This is a genomic window from Undibacterium sp. SXout20W (genome assembly GCF_049340285.1).
Taxonomy (GTDB): domain Bacteria; phylum Pseudomonadota; class Gammaproteobacteria; order Burkholderiales; family Burkholderiaceae_D; genus Undibacterium.
In genome coordinates this window covers 1-18651 of sequence record NZ_JBMPPH010000033.1, presented here as the reverse complement: position 1 = coordinate 18651, position 18651 = coordinate 1, and the positions used below count along the sequence as shown (strand labels likewise).

At 48.9% G+C, this 18651-nt stretch carries 18 protein-coding genes; 15 read left to right on the top strand and 3 right to left on the bottom strand.

The features are described from left to right. The first annotated feature begins 22 nt into the window (after nucleotides 1–22). The 15 genes from ACO0K1_RS15065 to ACO0K1_RS14995 all read left to right on the top strand — a co-directional run bounded on the left by ACO0K1_RS15065 (nucleotide 23) and on the right by ACO0K1_RS14995 (nucleotide 15528). Complete coding sequence (locus tag ACO0K1_RS15065) at nucleotides 23–1159, top strand: acyl-CoA dehydrogenase family protein (RefSeq protein ID WP_423027140.1); 1137 nt, start codon at nucleotides 23–25, stop codon at nucleotides 1157–1159. A 79-nt stretch (nucleotides 1160–1238) separates the two neighbouring features. Next, on the top strand, nucleotides 1239–1844 hold the full coding sequence (locus ACO0K1_RS15060) for a 2-hydroxychromene-2-carboxylate isomerase (RefSeq protein WP_423027138.1): 606 nt from the start codon (nucleotides 1239–1241) through the stop codon (nucleotides 1842–1844). A gap of 41 nt (nucleotides 1845–1885) precedes the next feature. Further along, nucleotides 1886–2281, top strand: coding sequence for a rhodanese-like domain-containing protein (locus ACO0K1_RS15055; RefSeq protein ID WP_423027136.1), 396 nt, complete (start codon nucleotides 1886–1888; stop codon nucleotides 2279–2281). Between the two features lie 2 nt (nucleotides 2282–2283). Beyond that, nucleotides 2284–2697: a YchJ family protein gene (locus ACO0K1_RS15050; protein ID WP_423027134.1), complete on the top strand. Its 414-nt coding sequence runs from the start codon at nucleotides 2284–2286 to the stop codon at nucleotides 2695–2697. A 64-nt stretch (nucleotides 2698–2761) separates the two neighbouring features. Beyond that, complete coding sequence (locus ACO0K1_RS15045; protein ID WP_423027132.1) at nucleotides 2762–4369, top strand: carboxyl transferase domain-containing protein; 1608 nt, start codon at nucleotides 2762–2764, stop codon at nucleotides 4367–4369. 62 nt (nucleotides 4370–4431) lie between these two features. Continuing rightward, a complete protein-coding gene (locus ACO0K1_RS15040) occupies nucleotides 4432–5307 on the top strand; it encodes an alpha/beta hydrolase family protein (protein WP_423027130.1) in 876 nt (291 codons plus the stop codon). A 10-nt stretch (nucleotides 5308–5317) separates the two neighbouring features. Continuing rightward, nucleotides 5318–6100, top strand: a complete 783-nt coding sequence (locus ACO0K1_RS15035; RefSeq protein ID WP_423027128.1) for an enoyl-CoA hydratase/isomerase family protein — start codon at nucleotides 5318–5320, stop codon at nucleotides 6098–6100. A 193-nt stretch (nucleotides 6101–6293) separates the two neighbouring features. Beyond that, nucleotides 6294–7625, top strand: a complete 1332-nt coding sequence (gene bioA, locus ACO0K1_RS15030) for an adenosylmethionine--8-amino-7-oxononanoate transaminase (protein ID WP_423027126.1) — start codon at nucleotides 6294–6296, stop codon at nucleotides 7623–7625. A 38-nt stretch (nucleotides 7626–7663) separates the two neighbouring features. Beyond that, nucleotides 7664–8875 carry an 8-amino-7-oxononanoate synthase gene (bioF, locus tag ACO0K1_RS15025; protein ID WP_423027188.1) on the top strand — a complete coding sequence of 404 codons (1212 nt, stop codon included), beginning with the start codon at nucleotides 7664–7666 and terminating at the stop codon, nucleotides 8873–8875. Then, entirely contained in the window at nucleotides 8875–9573 is a 699-nt protein-coding gene (bioD, locus tag ACO0K1_RS15020) for a dethiobiotin synthase (RefSeq protein WP_423027124.1), read from the top strand. The genes bioF and bioD overlap by 1 nt, the downstream gene beginning before the upstream one ends. A 33-nt stretch (nucleotides 9574–9606) precedes the next feature. Continuing rightward, nucleotides 9607–10635 (top strand): biotin synthase BioB, encoded by a 1029-nt coding sequence (gene bioB, locus ACO0K1_RS15015; RefSeq protein ID WP_423027122.1) that lies wholly within the window; start codon nucleotides 9607–9609, stop codon nucleotides 10633–10635. A gap of 52 nt (nucleotides 10636–10687) precedes the next feature. Beyond that, nucleotides 10688–12682 (top strand): acetyl/propionyl/methylcrotonyl-CoA carboxylase subunit alpha, encoded by a 1995-nt coding sequence (locus tag ACO0K1_RS15010; protein ID WP_423027120.1) that lies wholly within the window; start codon nucleotides 10688–10690, stop codon nucleotides 12680–12682. Nucleotides 12683–12932: 250 nt separating this feature from the next. Next, the gene (locus tag ACO0K1_RS15005; protein WP_423027118.1) at nucleotides 12933–13676 is read left to right on the top strand and encodes a pyridoxine 5'-phosphate synthase; all 744 of its coding nucleotides are present in this window, start codon (nucleotides 12933–12935) and stop codon (nucleotides 13674–13676) included. Between the two features lie 8 nt (nucleotides 13677–13684). After that, nucleotides 13685–14617, top strand: coding sequence for a 2-hydroxyacid dehydrogenase (locus tag ACO0K1_RS15000; RefSeq protein WP_423027116.1), 933 nt, complete (start codon nucleotides 13685–13687; stop codon nucleotides 14615–14617). A gap of 2 nt (nucleotides 14618–14619) precedes the next feature. Beyond that, nucleotides 14620–15528, top strand: a complete 909-nt coding sequence (locus ACO0K1_RS14995) for a hydroxymethylglutaryl-CoA lyase (protein ID WP_423027187.1) — start codon at nucleotides 14620–14622, stop codon at nucleotides 15526–15528. 74 nt (nucleotides 15529–15602) lie between these two features. On the opposite strand, the gene ACO0K1_RS14990 is transcribed toward ACO0K1_RS14995, so the two are convergent. Genes ACO0K1_RS14990 through egtD form a run of 3 tightly spaced genes read right to left on the bottom strand, consistent with a single transcriptional unit; the run spans nucleotide 15603 to nucleotide 18118 of the window. After that, nucleotides 15603–15893 (bottom strand): DUF427 domain-containing protein, encoded by a 291-nt coding sequence (locus ACO0K1_RS14990; RefSeq protein WP_422993930.1) that lies wholly within the window; start codon nucleotides 15891–15893, stop codon nucleotides 15603–15605. Nucleotides 15894–15922: 29 nt separating this feature from the next. After that, nucleotides 15923–17137 carry an ergothioneine biosynthesis protein EgtB gene (gene egtB / locus ACO0K1_RS14985; RefSeq protein ID WP_423027114.1) on the bottom strand — a complete coding sequence of 405 codons (1215 nt, stop codon included), beginning with the start codon at nucleotides 17135–17137 and terminating at the stop codon, nucleotides 15923–15925. 15 nt (nucleotides 17138–17152) lie between these two features. Continuing rightward, nucleotides 17153–18118 (bottom strand): L-histidine N(alpha)-methyltransferase, encoded by a 966-nt coding sequence (gene egtD, locus ACO0K1_RS14980; RefSeq protein WP_423027112.1) that lies wholly within the window; start codon nucleotides 18116–18118, stop codon nucleotides 17153–17155. Between the last annotated feature and the right edge of the window lie 533 nt (nucleotides 18119–18651).

The following is an 18651-nucleotide window of genomic DNA, read 5'->3' as shown; positions in this document are numbered from 1 at the left end:
GAGAAATTGAAAAGAGACTCACATGTTACTGACACCAGAACACGAAATGATACGCGATGCCATTCGCAGCTTTGCCCAGGAACGTTTAGTGCCAAATGCAGCACGCTGGGATAAAGAACACCATTTCCCTGCTGAAGAATTAAAAGAATTGGCGCAGATGGGGGCGTATGGTGTGGCGGTGCCAGAAGAGTTCGGTGGTGCAGGCATGGATTATTTGTCGCTGGCGCTGGTGTTGGAAGAAATCGCTGCGGGTGATGGTGGTACCTCCACTGTGGTGTCGGTGAATAATTGCCCAGTGTGCAGTATCGCGATGATGTACGCAAACGATGCGCAGAAAAAGCAATGGTTGACGCCCTTGGCGCGTGGTGAAATGTTAGGCGCATTTTGCCTGACCGAACCACACGCCGGTAGCGATGCCTCAGACCTAAAAACGACCGCCCGTCGTGAAGGCGACGAATACGTCTTGAACGGCGTTAAACAATTCATTACCAGCGGCAAACATGCGGATGTGGCGATTGTGATGGCAGTGACGGACAAAGCAGCAGGCAAAAGAGGCATCAGCGCTTTCTGGGTGTCCACCAAATCGCCGGGTTACATCGTCGCAAGCTTAGAAAATAAAATGGGTCAACACTCCTCTGACACCGCACAGATTTTATTTGAAAACTGCCGCATCCCAGCTGAGAATCTGATTGGTGATGAAGGCATGGGTTACAAGATTGCTTTGTCTGGTTTAGAAGGTGGCCGTATCGGTATCGCGTCGCAATCGGTCGGCATGGCGCGTGCCGCATTTGAGGCGGCGCTGGCGTATGCCAAAGACCGTAGCAGTTTTGGTAAATCGATTTATGAACATCAGGCCGTGCAATTCAAGCTGGCTGATATGGCGACCCAGATTGAAGCAGCGCGTCAACTGATCTGGCATGCGGCCAGCATGAAAGATGCTGGTAAGCCTTGCTTAAAAGAAGCCGCCATGGCGAAATTATTTGCGTCAGAAATGGCAGAAAAAGTTTGTTCGGATGCGATTCAAATTCATGGTGGCTATGGCTATGTCAGTGATTTTCCAGTCGAGCGAATTTATCGTGACGTGCGCGTTTGCCAGATCTATGAAGGCACTTCAGAAATTCAGAAAATTTTGATCGGTCGTGCCTTAGCAGCGGGATAAATTGCAGAACTAAAAGAGATTTTATTTCGGTAGTCAACACAAGTGACCAAAGCAAGACAATAAAAACGAGGAGACAGCAATGAGTAAGACAATTGAATTCTGGTTTGATTTTGTTTCACCTTATGCCTATATTGCAAGTCAATCGATTGAAGCTTTGGCCGTTAAATATGGCCGTACAGTTGAGTGGAAACCGATCTTGCTTGGTCAGGTATTTAAATCGACGGGTTCAGGTCCATTGACGATGCGTCCGCCGGTCATGACCAACTACTACAAAAATGACTTCGAACGCTCTGCGCGTTATGCGGGCGTACCCTTTGTCTTGCCGGATGTAATTCCGATTGGCACACAAAATACGGCGCGGGTTTGTTTGTGGTTACAAGAGATTGCGCCGGAGCGTGTTAGTGATTTCGTCCGTGGTGTGACGCGGGCCTATTTCTCTGGCCCGGCTGCCATTAATGATCTGACATGGCTATCAAATTTTGTCGATAGTTTAGGGCTCGATGGCTCGCAAGTGCCAGATGCCTGTAGCGATGCTGATCGTAAAGAGCGCTTGAAGCAGGATTGTGACGCCGCCATCGCCAAGGGCATATTTGGGGCGCCGTGGATCGTCGTTGATGGTGAATCTTTCTGGGGTAATGATCGTTTGCCGCAAGTCGAGAAATGGCTTGCTACTGGCGGGTTTTAATTTAACAAACGTTGATGTACACGATATTCAGGAGATAAAAAATGAAAAAAGGCTACAAGCAATTAGTCGACGAGGCAAATGCACAAATCAAAACGTATAGTGTCGCCGAAGCACAGGCCAAGTTAGCCGATCCTGCAGTGCAATTCGTAGACGTACGTGATATCCGTGAATTGGAAAGAGAAGGCATTATCCCCGGCGCGTTTCATGCACCACGCGGCATGATAGAGTTTTGGGTTGATCCGGATTCACCGTATTTCAAACCTGTTTTTGGTGAAGCCAAAGAATTTATTTTATTTTGCGCCGCAGGTTGGCGCAGCGCGCTGACGACCAAGACCGTGCAAGACATGGGACTGGAACATGTCGCGCATATTGATGGCGGTTTCGGCGCGTGGAAAGCCGCAGGGGCACCCGTCGCAGTGAAAGAAAGTAAAAAGTAAGTATGCGTAGTAAAGAGAGCAAAAATAAGACAGGCAAAGCGCAAAGCGGCGCCTGTCCTTGTGGTTCACAAAAGCAGTTCAAAGATTGTTGTGCCACCTTTTTGTCTGGCGATGCGATTCCAGCAAGCGCAGAAGCCTTAATGCGTTCCCGGTACACCGCATATACCTTGAATGACGAAGCCTATTTACGCGCGACCTGGGATGAAAGAACTTGCCCTCAGGAATGCATTGCGCATGATGATCCGACCAAATGGCTGGGTCTGGAAGTTAAACAGCACACCCATGATGGTGACTCGGCAACGGTTGAATTTATTGCCCGATATAAGATTAACGGACGAGCACATAAGCTGCATGAAGTGAGTCGCTTTGTCAGGTATGACGGCAAATGGTTTTACGTCAATGGGATCATTCATTAGACAGGCATAGTCAGACTGCTTTTTTGCTATTTACACGAATAACTGATTTTTGGATAAATATACGATGACAACTTTAGATTCCAAATTGAATTCTCGCTCTGAAGAATTCAAAGCCAATGCTGCTGCGATGCAAGTCGTGGTCGATGACCTCAAGGCCAAAATAGAAAAAATCGCTTTAGGTGGTGGTGACGATGCACGTAAAAAGCATTTGGCGCGTGGAAAATTATTGCCACGGGATCGGGTTCAAATGTTATTGGATGCGGGTACGCCATTCATGGAATTTTCGCAGCTTGCCGCCTATGATATGTACGACAATGCAGCCCCATCTGCTGGCGTGATTACCGGCATTGGCCGCGTTGCTGGTCAGGAATGCGTGATCGTCTGTAATGATGCCACCGTCAAGGGCGGCACCTACTATCCAATGACCGTGAAAAAGCATTTGCGTGCGCAAGAAATTGCAGAGCAAAATAATTTGCCATGTATTTATCTGGTTGATAGCGGTGGTGCTAATTTACCGAATCAGGATGACGTATTTCCGGATCGTGATCACTTCGGTCGTATTTTCTACAATCAGGCGAACATGTCCGCCAAAGGCATCCCGCAAATCGCCGTGGTCATGGGCTCTTGTACCGCTGGTGGTGCGTATGTGCCGGCGATGAGCGATGAATCGATTATTGTTAAAAATCAGGGCACGATTTTTCTCGGTGGTCCACCATTGGTGAAAGCAGCGACTGGTGAAGTAGTCACTGCCGAAGACCTCGGTGGTGGCGATGTGCACACACGCTTATCTGGCGTGGTTGATCATCTGGCACAAAACGATACGCACGCCTTGTCACTGGCACGCACTATCGTCTCGAATCTGAACCGTCAAAAACCACAAACTGTGGTCATGAAAGACGTCGAAGAACCAAAATTCCCTGCCAGCGAATTGTATGGCGTGATTCCGGTCGATACCCGCAAACCTTTCGATGTCCGCGAAGTGATTGCGCGTGTTGTCGATGGTAGCCATTTTGATGAATTCAAAGCACGGTACGGTACGACTTTGGTGTGCGGCTTTGCCCATATTTACGGCATGCCAGTTGGTATCATTGCCAATAACGGTATTCTGTTTTCAGAATCCGCGTTAAAAGGCGCGCATTTTATTGAACTGTGCTGCCAACGCAAAATCCCGCTGGTATTTTTGCAAAACATCACCGGCTTTATGGTGGGACGCAAATACGAAAACGAAGGCATCGCCCGCAATGGCGCCAAGATGGTGACCGCCGTAGCAACCGCAAATGTACCGAAATTTACGGTGATCATCGGCGGTAGTTTTGGTGCTGGTAACTACGGCATGTGCGGTCGAGCTTATTCACCGCGTTTTATGTGGATGTGGCCAAATGCGCGTATCTCCGTGATGGGTGGCGAGCAAGCCGCAAGTGTATTGGCGACAGTCAAACGTGATGGTATTGAAGGCAAAGGCGGTACCTGGAGCGCGGAAGAAGAAGTCGCATTTAAACAACCGATCAAAGATCAATACGAACATCAAGGACATCCTTACTACGCCTCCGCCCGCTTGTGGGACGACGGTGTGATTGATCCGGCGGATACGCGTATGGTCCTTGGGCTCGGTTTGTCGGCGGCATTGAACGCGCCGATTCCGGATGTGAAATTTGGTGTGTTCCGGATGTAATGATGACGATGCGGCTTTCAATCAGATATGTTTTTTTTACCGCTATTGGTGTGGCGTTGGCAATGTCTTCTTCCGCCATGGCACAAGAGTCGAATACCAATGCGACTGCACCCATAGCGATGGCGGCTGACTTATTTGAATCTGTGGTGAATATTGATGTTTCGGTGAAAGACCTGTTGGGACGTCAAGTGACAGGGAAGGTCGTCCTTACGCAGTTTAAGCCGAATGGTGATGGACCATTTCCAATGATGATTTTAAATCATGGGCGTAGTGGAACTAATCGCGATCAGCCAGCGCGATTTCGCTATACCGCACAAGCAAGATATTTCGTAAAGCGTGGTTTTGCGGTATTTGTGCCCACGCGCATTGGTTATGGTGAGTTGGGTACAACGCCTGATCCGGAAGATAGTGGTTCTTGCCGGAATAAAAATTATGCACCGTCAGCAGAGGCTGCATCAACTGAAGTTATTGCTGTACTCGACTATGCAAAGCAACTGCCCTATGTCGATCCTAAAAAAGTGTTGATCGTAGGGCAGTCGGTCGGCGGCTATACGACGGTTGCAACTGCCGCCAAGAATCCGCCTGGCGTACTTGCGGCGGTTAATTTTGCTGGTGGCGCAGGTGGAGATCCTGACACACATCCGGGTGAGCCTTGCGAGGCTTATAAGTTAGAACAAATGTATGAAAAATTTGGCAGTACCAGCAAAGTACCTATGCTCTGGGTGTACACAGAAAATGACTTGTTTTTCGCGCCTAAATATAGTCAGGCTTGGTTTAATGCGTATACCAAAGCGGGTGGCGTAGCAGAATTTCGATTGATGCCGTCATTTTCCAAAAATGGACATAGCTTATTTGCGAATGGCATCAAACTGTGGGCGCCTGTGGTGGGTGGATTCCTGGATGCACATGGTTTTGCTGCCAACAATGAAAACAAGTAATGAGGACGACATGTTTGAAACGCTGAATTTCCAGATTGAATCACAACTCGCCACCGTGACGCTGAATCGTCCTGATGTCCGCAACGCGTTCAATGAAACCACGATCGCAGAAATTACGCAGGTGTTTCAGCAACTCGACGCTGATACTTCGGTGCGCGCCGTTGTGCTGGCTGCGAACGGTCCGGCATTTTGCGCCGGTGCAGATTTGAACTGGATGAAAAAGATGGCCGACTATACGCATGCCGAAAATCTGGCTGATGCAGGTCAGTTGGCAGCAATGCTGGCAGCGATCTATCGTTGTAGCAAACCAGTCGTTGCTAAAGTACAGGGTGATTGCTATGCCGGTGGTATGGGCTTGGTGGCTGCTTGCGATATCGCGGTTAGTGTTGATACCGCAAATTATTGTCTGAGTGAAGTCAAATTAGGTTTAATTCCAGCGACCATTTCACCGTATGTGATTAAAGCCATGGGTGAAAGTGCGGCACGTCGTTATTTCATTACCGCTGAACGTTTTGCCGCCAGCGAAGCACAGCGTATCGGATTTGTGCATGAAGTTGTGAATGCAGAAGCACTCGATAGCAAAGTGGCAGAGATCGTCAAAGCGTTGGTGTCAAATAGCCCGAATGCCGTAAAGCAAGCCAAGAAGTTGGTACAAGATGTCGCCAGCCGCGAAATCACGCCGGAATTAGTCGCAGCGACAGTGGAAGGGATTGCCCAGATTCGCGCATCGGAAGAAGGGCGAGAAGGCGTACGCTCGTTTCTAGAGAAGCGCAAACCATCGTGGTTGCTTTAAAGTAAAGATAAATAAAGATAAATAAAGATTGGTGGAAATAAGAGAAAACCCTTAATTAACGGAGCAATTAGCCATGAAAACGGATGCTGCCGGAAAAGTCGCATAAAATACGCGTCTTCTTTAACCAGACCAGCAGTACTTGATGTTGGTTATTTATACATTGAACGGGTCTGTCTTGTAGTTTGGAGTCATTTTGGAAACACAAAATAACTGGGTCACACGTAGCTTGCAGCATGTCTGGCATCCGTGTACCCAGATGCAGCATCATGAAACCGTGCCGCTGATTCCGGTCAGCCATGGACGCGGGATCTGGCTGTACGACATGGATGGCAAACGCTACCTCGATGCGATCAGCTCGTGGTGGGTGAATTTGTTTGGCCACGCTAATCCACGGATCAATGCGGCGCTCAAAGATCAGTTGGATAAGTTGGAACATGCAATGCTGGCAGGGTTCACCCATGCACCAGTGATTGAATTGTCTGAAAAATTATCGGCTCTGACGGGACATGCCTTAGGGCATAGCTTTTATGCCTCGGATGGTGCCTCGGCAGTCGAAATTGCATTGAAGATGAGTTTTCATGCATGGCGCAATGGTGGTCAGACGGAGAAGCAAGAATTTATCTGTATCCAAGGTAGCTATCATGGTGAAACCGTTGGTGCTTTGGCGGTCACCGATGTAAGTCTGTTCCGCGAAGCCTACGGCCCGATGTTGCAACGTGCGCATGTGGTGGCATCACCCGATGCTCGCTTAGCACAAGACGGTGAAACCGCGGCAGATGTGGCATTGCGTGCCGCTGCGGATTTGGAGCGCATCTTACAGCAACGTCAGGGCAAAGTCGCGGCGGTGATTATTGAGCCACTGGTGCAGTGCGCCACCGGCATGGCGATGCATGATCCTATTTATTTGCGGCGGTTGCGTGAATTGTGCGATCAATATCAGGTGCATTTGATTGCTGATGAAATTGCGGTGGGTTGTGGTCGTACCGGTACTTTTTTTGCGTGTGAATCAGCGCAAATATGGCCAGACTTTTTGTGTCTGTCTAAAGGGATCAGCGGTGGTTATTTGCCATTAAGTCTGGTAATGACAACCGACGCCGTGTATCAGGCTTTTTATGATGCTGATGTGCGTCGTGGCTTTTTGCATTCACATTCGTACACTGGCAATCCTCTGGCTTGCCGCGCAGCACTCGCAACACTGGCGATTTTTGAAGATGAAAATGTGATCGCGGCGAATCGTCAGAAGTCACAAATGATCGCCTCTGCATTTGCTGGCCTGAAAGACGATGCACGCGTCAAGCATGTGCGTCAGCAAGGTATGATCTTCGCGTTTGATGCGGTGGTCGATGATGCGGAGCGCGCAAGTACTTTTTCGCGGCGTTTTTTCAGCGCCGCTTTGCAACAAGAATTATTAATGCGTCCGATAGGTCGCAGTGTTTATCTGATGCCGCCGTATATCCTGAGCGAAGAAGAAATTGCTCTGCTGGCACAGAAAACGATGAACGTATTTGAAGAGGTAATGGCATGAGTGGCAACCGTAGTAACCTGCATGTAGCAGCGGCCAGAATGCCTTTGTTGCAGGCTTTGCAGGACGAATTAGCAGAATTAGAACAGCAACATCTGATCCGCCGTCGTCGGACTGTGGATAGTGCGCAGGGCGCGACCTTGCAGGCAGAAGGCAAAGAATTATTGGCGTTTTGTAGTAATGATTATCTGGGTCTGGCGACGCACCCGCTGGTGGTGCAAGCTTTGCAACAAGGCGCGAGTTTGTACGGCGCAGGCAGCGGTGCTTCGCATTTGATCAGCGGTCATAGCCGCGCGCATATGGCCTTGGAAGAACGCCTGGCCGAGTTTATGGCACCCAATGTCGAGCAAGCGCGTGCCTTGTATTTCTGTACAGGTTACATGGCAAACCAAGCCATTATTACCGCACTGGCGGCGAAAGATGCGGCAGTTTTTTCAGAAGAGTTAAATCATGCGTCGCTGATTGATGGCGTGCGTTTGTCACGTGCAGCGACCAAGGTATTTCCGCATAAAGATTATGCGGCGCTGGAGCAAATGCTCAAAGCATGTACCGCAAAAAAACGCGTCGTCGTTACTGATAGCGTATTTAGCATGGATGGTAATATTGCTGACCTGCCACCTTTGCTGGCGCTGTGTGAGCAATATGATGCGTGGCTGATCGTGGATGATGCACATGGCTTTGGCGTATTAGGTGAAAATGGTCGTGGGGTTTTAGAACATTTCAATCTGAAGTCACCCAACCTAGTTTACATGGGCACGCTCGGCAAAGCCGCAGGTGTTGGTGGTGCCTTCGTCGCGGCGCATGAAACAGTGATTGAATGGCTGATTCAAAAAGCCCGTGCTTATATCTATACGACGGCGGCAGCACCAGCATTGGCACATGCTCTGCTGACTAGCCTGGACATTATTTCTGGTGCTGAGGGTAACGAGCGTCGCGCGCATCTGAACAAGCTCATTCAAATGTTTAGCCTTGGTCTGAACCTGCAGCAATGGAAGCTCATGCCGTCGCTGACGGCTGTGCAACCTGTCGTCATTGGTGATAATGCGGCAATGTTGACGATTGCGGGTAATCTATTAGAACAAGGTTATTGGGTCGGTGCAATCCGCCCACCTACCGTACCAGTCGGCACCGCACGCCTGCGCGTGACCTTGTCAGCCGCGCACACAGAATTGCAAGTGTACCAATTGGCGCAAGCGATCAATCGTCTTGATCAAATGAGCTATGTCGCACAATGTTTTGCTGAGGTTGCCTGATGAATAATAAGCGTCCTTACGATTTTTTTGTAACTGGTACGGATACCGAGATCGGTAAAACGTTCAGCAGCAGTGCCTTGTTGCAAGCGTTCGCACTAGGCGGTACAAGCAGCGTCGGCATGAAACCCATCGCGTCGGGCGCAGAATTGCACGACGGTGTCTGGCATAACGATGATGTGGACAGCCTGATTGCAGCTTCCAGCGTAAAGGCCGATACCGCTTTGGTGTGCCCGTATCTGATGCAGACCCCGGCAGCGCCACATATCGTGGCAAAACAAGAAAATGTCGATATCTCTGTGCCGCATATACTAGCGAGTTATCAACAACTGATACACGCCGCAGAGGCAGTAATCGTCGAAGGCGTGGGTGGATTTTGCGTGCCACTGAACGACACCGTCGATACCGCAGATCTGGCGCAGCAATTAGATTTACCAGTAATTTTGGTGGTTGGTCTGCGACTTGGTTGTATCAACCATGCGCTGCTGACAGCACAAGCGATCCGTGCCCGTGGCTTACGTCTGGCCGCATGGGTTGCGAACACCGTTGATCAAGATATGTTGTATCTGGCAGAGAACATCGCTGCGATACAGCAGCGAATAGGTGCTCCTTTGTTAGGCCATATTCCACGACTGTCCGGAAGCATGGCGGACAATATGAAGAACGCAGCGACATATCTTGATCTCGATATCCTGAAATAATTGAGTAGTAAACTTTGAAGTGAAGGAAGACATATGCAAGCGAATGACATCCCGCAACAAGCCGTACAGTTTCAAGCACCGGTAAAAAAGATAGAAGCAGAAACCTGGCCGGTTGACGATGTGCTGGCACTGTTCGATCTGCCATTTAACGATCTGATGTTCAAGGCACAAAGCGCCCATCGCGCTAACTTTCCCGATGGTGATGTGGAATTGGCGACTTTGTTGTCGATCAAAACTGGCGGCTGCGAAGAAGACTGCGGCTACTGCCCACAAGCTGCACGTTACGACACGGGTGTCGAAGCCAAAAAAATGCTGGATGTGCGTGAAGTCTTAGATGCCGCGAAAGCTGCCCGTGAAAACGGTGCCACCCGTTTCTGCATGGGTGCAGCATGGCGCTCACCAAAAGAGCGCGATATGGAAAAAGTCGAAACCATGGTGCGCGAAGTGAAAGCCATGGGCTTAGAAACTTGCGCCACGTTGGGCATGCTCAAAGAAGAACAAGCACAACGCTTGGCTGATGCGGGTCTCGATTATTACAACCACAACCTCGATACCGCGCCTGAGTTTTACAGCAACGTAATTTCTACCCGTGATTATCAGGATCGTCTTGATACGCTAGGTCACGTGCGAAATGCTGGCCTCAAAGTATGCTGCGGCGGTATCGTCGGCATGGGTGAATCTCGCCGTCAACGCGCTGGCCTGATTGCGCAATTGGCGAACTTAAATCCTTACCCAGAATCAGTGCCAGTCAATCATCTGGTGCAAGTTGAAGGCACGCCTCTGCACGGCCTGGACCCACTTGATCCACTCGAATTTGTACGCACCATTGCGGTCGCTCGCATCACCATGCCAAAAGCTCGGGTGCGTTTATCTGCAGGCCGCCGTCAAATGGGTGAAGCCGTACAAGCAATGTGTTTCCTGGCTGGCGCGAATTCGATTTTCTACGGCGACAAGCTGCTGACGACACAAAACCCCGAAGCACAAGACGATCGCGTGTTATTAGAAAAACTCGGTTTGAAGACTCGCGGCAAAGTAGAAGCCAAAGCGGGTAGCTGCAGCTAACGATTAAGCAAAAAATTCATTTATTTAAAAAATTAACCAAGAGCGAAGAGACATGTTCACCAAAATCCTGATCGCCAATCGTGGCGAAATCGCATGCCGCGTTGCTGCTACTGCACGTCGCATGGGTATCAAAACTGTCGCAGTGTATTCGGAAGCGGATGCCAATGCGAAACATGTGGCGGTCTGTGATGAGGCTGTGTTGATTGGACCAGCGGCAGCGAAAGAAAGCTATTTGCGCGCTGACAAAATCATCGAAGTGGCTTTGGCGACGGGCGCGCAGGCGATTCATCCCGGGTATGGTTTTTTATCTGAAAATAGTGAATTTGCTGAAGCGTGCGCCAAGAACGGCATCGCCTTTATCGGCCCACCAGCATCCGCCATCGAAGCGATGGGTAGCAAATCTGCCGCGAAGTCCTTAATGGAAAAAGCCAATGTGCCATTGGTTCCTGGCTATCACGGCGATAATCAGGATGCTGATTTTTTACACGGTGAAGCTGATCGTATCGGTTATCCGGTGCTGTTGAAAGCGAGTGCTGGTGGCGGTGGTAAAGGCATGCGCGTGATTGAAAAATCCGCTGACTTTAAAGATGCGCTGGCCTCCTGCAAGCGCGAGGCGATTAATTCATTTGGCGACGATAAAGTACTGGCAGAAAAATATCTGCAACGTCCACGTCATATCGAGATTCAGGTGTTTGCCGATACACACGGTAATTGCGTTTATTTGTTTGAACGTGATTGCTCCGTGCAACGTCGTCATCAAAAAGTATTAGAAGAAGCCCCCGCTCCTGGCATGACTGCAGAGCGTCGCGCCGCGATGGGTGAAGCGGCAGTCGCTGCGGCAAAAGCAGTCGGCTATGTAGGTGCTGGTACGGTTGAGTTTATCGCCAACCAAGATGGCTCGTTCTACTTCATGGAAATGAATACCCGACTGCAGGTGGAACATCCGGTGACAGAAATGATCACCGGTACCGATCTGGTTGAATGGCAATTGCGCGTTGCTGCTGGCGAAAAGCTGCCTTTGCAACAATCTGAATTGCGTATTCATGGCCATGCCATTGAAGCGCGTGTGTATGCTGAAAATCCAGAAAAAGGATTCTTGCCTTCAATTGGTACTTTGCGTCACGCACGTACACCTGCTGCTGTGAATTTTGAGCTCGGTGGTAATGGCGATCCGGCAGCATTCCGTATCGATAGCGGTGTCCGTGAAGGCGATACGATTTCACCTTTCTACGATCCTATGATTGCGAAAATGATCGTCTGGGGTAAAGACCGTCAGGAAGCTTTAGCCCGCATGGCGCAAGCCTTATCGCAATATCAGATCGTTGGATTGAATTCGAATATCGCATTCTTGTCGCGTTTAATCAGTAGCACCGCATTTTCTTCTGCGGATCTGGATACAGGCTTGATTGAACGTAATCAGGATGAATTGTTCCCTGCGGTGAAGCCAGCCAGCATGCATCGTCTGGCATTAGCAGTAGCCGCTTTGTTGACGTCTGAAAAAGCGATCGGGAGCGATCCGTGGAAAAGCAGTCACGGCTGGCGCATGAATAGCCATATGCAGCGCGGTTTGCAATTTATTGAAGAAGCGACGACACATGATGTGACGGTCACTTATCTTGCTGATGGCTGGAAGATCAGCAGCGCCGATGTTGTTGCTCAGGTTAAATTGGTTTCAACATCTGGACATGATTTTGTGCTGGCGATCGATGATCAAACCGTGACTGGAACGGTGGTGCGCGATGGCGAACACTTCCATGTTTTCAATCAAGATGTGCATACCGATTTGCATTACCTCGATGCGCTAGCACACGCTGGCGAAAGCGAAGCAGAAGGTGGCCGTTTGACCGCACCAATGCCAGGCAAAATCGTTGCCGTGTTGGTGAGTAAATCGCAAGAAATCAAAAAAGGCGATGCCTTATTGATTATGGAAGCGATGAAAATGGAACACACAATTTCTGCACCACACGATGGTGTGATTGATGAAGTGTTGTATGCGGTTGGTGATCAGGTGACAGAAGGCGCGCAGTTATTAGCGTTTGCGCAGTAAGTTGTAGAATTTTCCCCCCGCTACCGTTTGCCGTAGCGGGGAGTAGTCTGCTGAATTTGCAAATCCGATTTGCGAGCGCAACAGAGAACGGTTTTGCGCTTTTGGAACAATCAAATGCACAGCGAGAGAGCAGCAGTGTCAGAAGCGAGTTATCACGCATTGCAAACCAAAAGCATACAATAAGCCTATAAATATGGCTATTGCCTACTTGCCACACTGCGTCGTAAGAATGGCGCTATAAGGAAACGACATGACCTTACTCTCTATTAATATCAACAAAATTGCACTACTACGCAATTCGCGCGGCCGCAATTATCCAGATGTCGATGCGTTTGCGGCACGTTTCCTGGATCTTGGTGCTGCGGGGATTACGTTGCACCCACGTCAAGATCAACGCCATGCACGTTATTCTGATGTCGAAAGTCTGGGTGCCTTATGCAAACAACGCGGTGCGGAGTTGAACGTAGAAGGTTTTCCTGCACGCGAATTCGTCGAGGTGGTGAAGCGTCACCGTCCGGCACAATGTACTTTAGTACCTGATGCGCCAGATCAGCTGACTTCAGATCATGGTTGGGATTTTAAAAAAGATGGCGAGATGCTACGCAGCGTCATTGCTGAACTGAAAGCTTTAAATATACGCACCAGTTTATTTGTTGATTTTGATAATCCCGATATTCCAGTCGCTAAGGAGCTCGGTGCTGATCGTGTTGAACTGTACACCGAACCATATGCGGAATTTGTAGGCACAAAATTAGGCGAAGAAATTTTTAAAGGCTTTGCGGTGGCCGCGAAACTAGCGCAGCAGTCCGGATTGGGCGTCAATGCAGGACATGATTTGAATCTGAATAATCTCGGAAAATTCTTAGAAATACCGGGTATTTTAGAAGTTTCGATAGGTCACGCCGTGATTGTCGAAAGCCTGGAAATGGGCATAGACAGTGTCGTTAAACAATACATGGACATTATTCGTCAAACCCAGTCGTTGAATCAATAATTTGATTTATGGCCAGTATCCTTTTTTATGCCAACAGCCAGCACGAACAAGAATGGTTACGTACATTGCACATTGCGTTTCCGCAGCATGTAATTCGCACTTGGTCTGCAGGTGATGATGCCCCAGCCGATTATGCGATTGTATGGAAACCACCCGCAGAGATGCTGGCGGGGCGCACCAGTCTAAAGGCGATCTTCATCCTCGGCGCCGGCGCTGATGCGATTTTGCAATTGGGATCTGCGTTACCTACTGGCGTACCTATCGTGCGTCTCGATGACGCCGGTATGGGGGTGCAAATGGCTGAATATGTTTGCCACGCTGTGTTGCGCTATTTCCGTCGCTTTGACCAATACGAGGCGCAGCGCGATCAGCAGCAATGGAATTTCTTAATGCCATTTGAGAAAAGTGATTTCAGCGTTGGTGTTCTCGGTCTTGGTGTGTTGGGACAGCGTATTGTCGATGCCGTGAAGCAGTTTGAGTTTCCTGTGATTGGCTGGAGTCGCAATCCCAAGCACATCGACGGTGTAACCTGCTACGCAGGTTCTGATGGCCTGGACGCCTTCTTACGTGCCAGTCGCGTGGTCGTGTGTATTTTGCCGCTGACCACTGAAACGAACGGCCTCTTAAATCAGGAAAATTTACTAAAATTACAGCAAGGCTCCTACCTGATCAACGTCGCACGTGGCGCTCATGTGAACGAAGATGATTTGCTTGCTTTGGTGCAAAGTGGGCATATTGCTGGTGCAACGCTGGATGTGTTTCAGCAAGAGCCTTTGCCCGTTGAACACCCATTCTGGCGTGAACCACGGATACAGATCACGCCGCATATGGCAGCAATGAGTTTATTTAAAGAAAGTGTTGCGCAAATTGCCGAAAAAATCCAGGCGCTTGAACAAGGCTTAGCAATTCGCGGAATCGTCGATCCAACGAAAGGATATTAATGATGTCGCTACCACAACAAGTCAAAATCGTCGAAGTCGGGCCGCGTGATGGTTTGCAAAACGAAAAAGAAAGTATTCCTGTCGATGTCAAAATCGCGCTGGTTGACCAGTTGACCGCTGCAGGTTTTCAAAATATCGAAGCGGCCTCTTTCGTGTCACCGAAGTGGGTGCCGCAAATGGCAACTTCAGCCGAAGTGATGGCGGGCATCCATCGTAAAGCGGGCGTGATTTATTCCGTATTGACGCCGAATATGAAAGGCTTTGAAGCGGCGTTGGCGGCAGGTGCGGATGAAGTGGTGATTTTTAGCTCCGCTTCAGAAGCGTTCGCGCAAAAAAATATCAATTGCTCGATAGAAGAATCGATAGAACGCTTCCGTGACGTTGCGACAGCAGCCAAACAAAACAAGATACGCTTGCGCGGCAGCATCAGTTGCGCCTTTGGTTGCCCGTATCAAGACGATGTGCCCGTCAGCAGTGTGACTGATGTAGTGCGTCGTATGCGCGATCTGGGTTGCGATGAGATTGATATTGCCGACACGATCGGTGTGGGAACCGCGCGTCAGGTACAAAATGTGATGCAACATGCCGCCAAAGAATTTGCCATCACAGGATTATCCGGTCACTTTCATGATACGTATGGTCAGGCATTGGCGAATATCTACGCGAGTCTGGAAGTCGGAATTTCGATTTTTCATTCCAGTGTCGCGGGTCTGGGCGGCTGCCCGTATGCTAAAGGCGCGACAGGCAATGTCGCTACCGAAGACGTGTTATTCCTGATGCAAGGTCTGGGCATCCATACCGGTATCGATCTGAATGCGGTCGTTGATGCAGGGCAGTTTATTTCTCAGCATCTCGGTCGCAAAGCCGTGAGTCGCGCTGGTAATGCGCTGGCTGCAAAGCGTGCGGGTTAAGGTTCGATAAAGATTTCATGGAAAACATGGTGGTTTTGCTGTCGCCGCCATGTTTTCTATTTTCAAGTACGAACCTACGCGACGATTTGCACGCCACGCCAGAATGCAATATAGCCAGTAATCTTTTTTGCGGCATCTTTGGGCTGCAGATACGTCCAACCCGCATTGGCATTGGTTTGCTCATCCACCACGATATCAAAATAATTCGCCGTACCCTTCCAGTGGCACACCGTTTGTTTGTCACTGTGCTTCAAATAATTTCGATCGACGTTTTGTGGAGGGAAATACACATTTCCTTCCAATACGATAACTTCATTCTCAGAGGCTTCGGCTATGATTTTGTTGTTCCAGATCGCGGTCGGCATGGCTTACTCCTTTCTTTGTCAGTGGGTGGTTAATCGTCGGTATCGGATATTGAGCGTGCTAAGCGTATGCCGGCTTTTTGCCAGCGCGCATGGCTGGGGAAGAAATTTCTATAAGTGAGTCGGCTATGGTGCGGCGGCGTGAAACTCGATGAACCGCGCAATACATACTGATTCACCATAAATTTTCCGTTATATTCACCTATTGCCCCAGCTGGAATTTCAAATCCAGGATAAGGCGCGTAACTGCTGCTGGTCCATTGCCAGCAACTATCAAATAGCTGGTGCAGATTGTCGTCTTTTTGTGCCGCGCATTCCCATTCCGCTTCCGTGGGTAGGCGCGCTCCTGCCCAACTCGCATAGGCAGCCGCTTCAAAATAAGAGAGATGACTGACGCTTTGATGCATATCAAGGGGTTGCAGTCCGTTCAGACTGAATTCCTGCCAATGCGCGCCGGAGTGCCAGTAAAGCGGATGACGGATTTGATGCTGACGTAACCAATCCCAGCCCTTGGCCAGCCACCAGTTTGGGTTTTGGTAACCGCCATCCTGAATAAAGAGTAGATATTCGCCATTGTTGATGAGGCGTGATGTCAGGGAAAAAGGCTCAACAAATTGTCGGTGACGTGGCTTTTCATTATCAAAGCAAAAGCCAGATCCTTCATAACCAATTTCCAGCAAGTGCGCGTCAAAGCGATGCCATTCTAGTGGCGTATTGCTGATGCAATGATCACTGACATCTGCTTGTTCAGCGTGAGGGTGTTCACTCAGTAGTGCAGGATATAAAGGATTGCATGACAGTAGATGTTTGATATCTGTCAGCATCAATTCCTGATGCTGTTGTTCATGCTGTATGCCTAGTTCTATGCGCTCTGCGAGTTTTTCTGATTTGAGCGTGCTGAGCAAATGTTGTATACGCAAATCAGTAGCGTGGCGGTATTCTAAAATCTCAGACAGCGCTGGCCTGGTCAGCAAACCACGTTGTGCACGTGGATGTTTTTCACCGACGCTGTTGTAATACGAGTTAAACAGCACCTTGAACTGCGGATGGAATGGGATGAAGTTTGTATCGAACGCTTCCAGCACAAAGGTTTCAAAAAACCAGGTTGTATGCGCCAGATGCCATTTCAATGGGCTGGCGTCAGGCATCGATTGCACGCAGGCATCTTCAGCACTGACCAGCGTAGCGATGTTCAGTGTGCGCTGTCTGGTTTGCTTCCAACGCTCTGCTAAGGTAGTTGTCCGCATGATCTGATCCTCGCTTTACAAAGCTTTAGCATAAACCACGGCAAACCAGTTGTTACTATCTGTCCAGCATTGCGCATGTCCAAAACCTGCGGAATCAAGCAAGGCTAAAAATTTATCTAAGTTATATTTGTAGCTATTCTCAGTATGAATTTTTTCGCCTGGCAAGAAATGTCGGTGCATATTCTTCCACGTGACTGTTTGTGCAGTCCGCGCTTCTAAATGCATTTCGATGCGTGAATGACTTGTATTAAACAGCGCATGGTGACGCCATTGGTGCACGTCAAAGTTGGTGCCGAGTATTTGATTGATGTGCCGTAACACATTCAGGTTGAAGGCAGCGGTAACGCCCAATGCATCGTCATAAGCATGATGCAAGGTATCGTGATCCTTAATCAGATCGATGCCGATCAACAGTCCACCATCAGCATCGCATTCAGAACGTAAGTGCCGTAAAAAGGTATGTGCCTGACTCGGTTCAAAATTGCCTATCGATGAGCCGGGATAGAAAAATAGACGTTTGTCACTACGGATCTCATCCGGCAGGGTCCATGGCTTTGAAAAATCCAGTCCTAGAGCTGTCATCTCTATATAAGGAAAGCGCTGTTGCAAACGTTGCACCGCGTCTTCCAGATACTTAATAGAGATATCGATAGGCACGTATTGATTTGGATGCAATAGCGGAAACAGTCGTGCTGCTTTGCGACAATTTCCTGCACCGAGATCAATCAGCGTGCTGTGCGGTCCTATTGCATGGGCTATGTCGCTCATGTATTGAGTGAAGATGCTGGCCTCAGTGCGGGTTGGGTAATATTCAGGTAATTCGCAGATGGCATCAAATAGTACCGAGCCCACCGCATCATATAAGTACTTAGGGGACGTATGTGCCGCATCCGCCAGTAAGCCGATTTCTAGTTCGTGTTGAGAGGGATGCGGCAAAGTGATAATTTCTGCTTCGTTGTTATCAGGAAATGCAAGAGACATATACCACCCTTATTGATAGAAAACAGTAGCAGGAGTCAAAAATTCAGGCTGAGCAGAGCATGCGAAATTAATTCAATCTTCGGTATTAGTAGTGTTGATCATTTGTTTATGCATCCATGGTATATGGATTTGATGACTGCCGTTTGACTTCCAGAGTCGAATTTATTGAATGCACTTGTTTTATTTATATAAATTATTTTCTGATTCGCTTGCTTTCATAGGCATGCCTTTGCTATAGTTCTCCTCCCGCTAAAACGGGAAGTAAGAAGAAAGCAGCAGCCAGGTAACTCCGGTGGTTTGATTTGATGAAGTTGGCGCGAAAGCGACAACATCTGCATAAGATGCATCGAAACGAACAGCAAAAGCAGCAAGGGAGTTGACAGGGTAAATAAAGTGCTGCATAATATCGCTTCTCTGCTGCAAACGAACACAACGCTTCGTTGCTAAATCAGGTAAATAAATGCTTAGATTTGAGCGGAAAAGAATTTACACCATTCGGTTCTTTAACAATTAACAGTCAATAAATGTGAGCA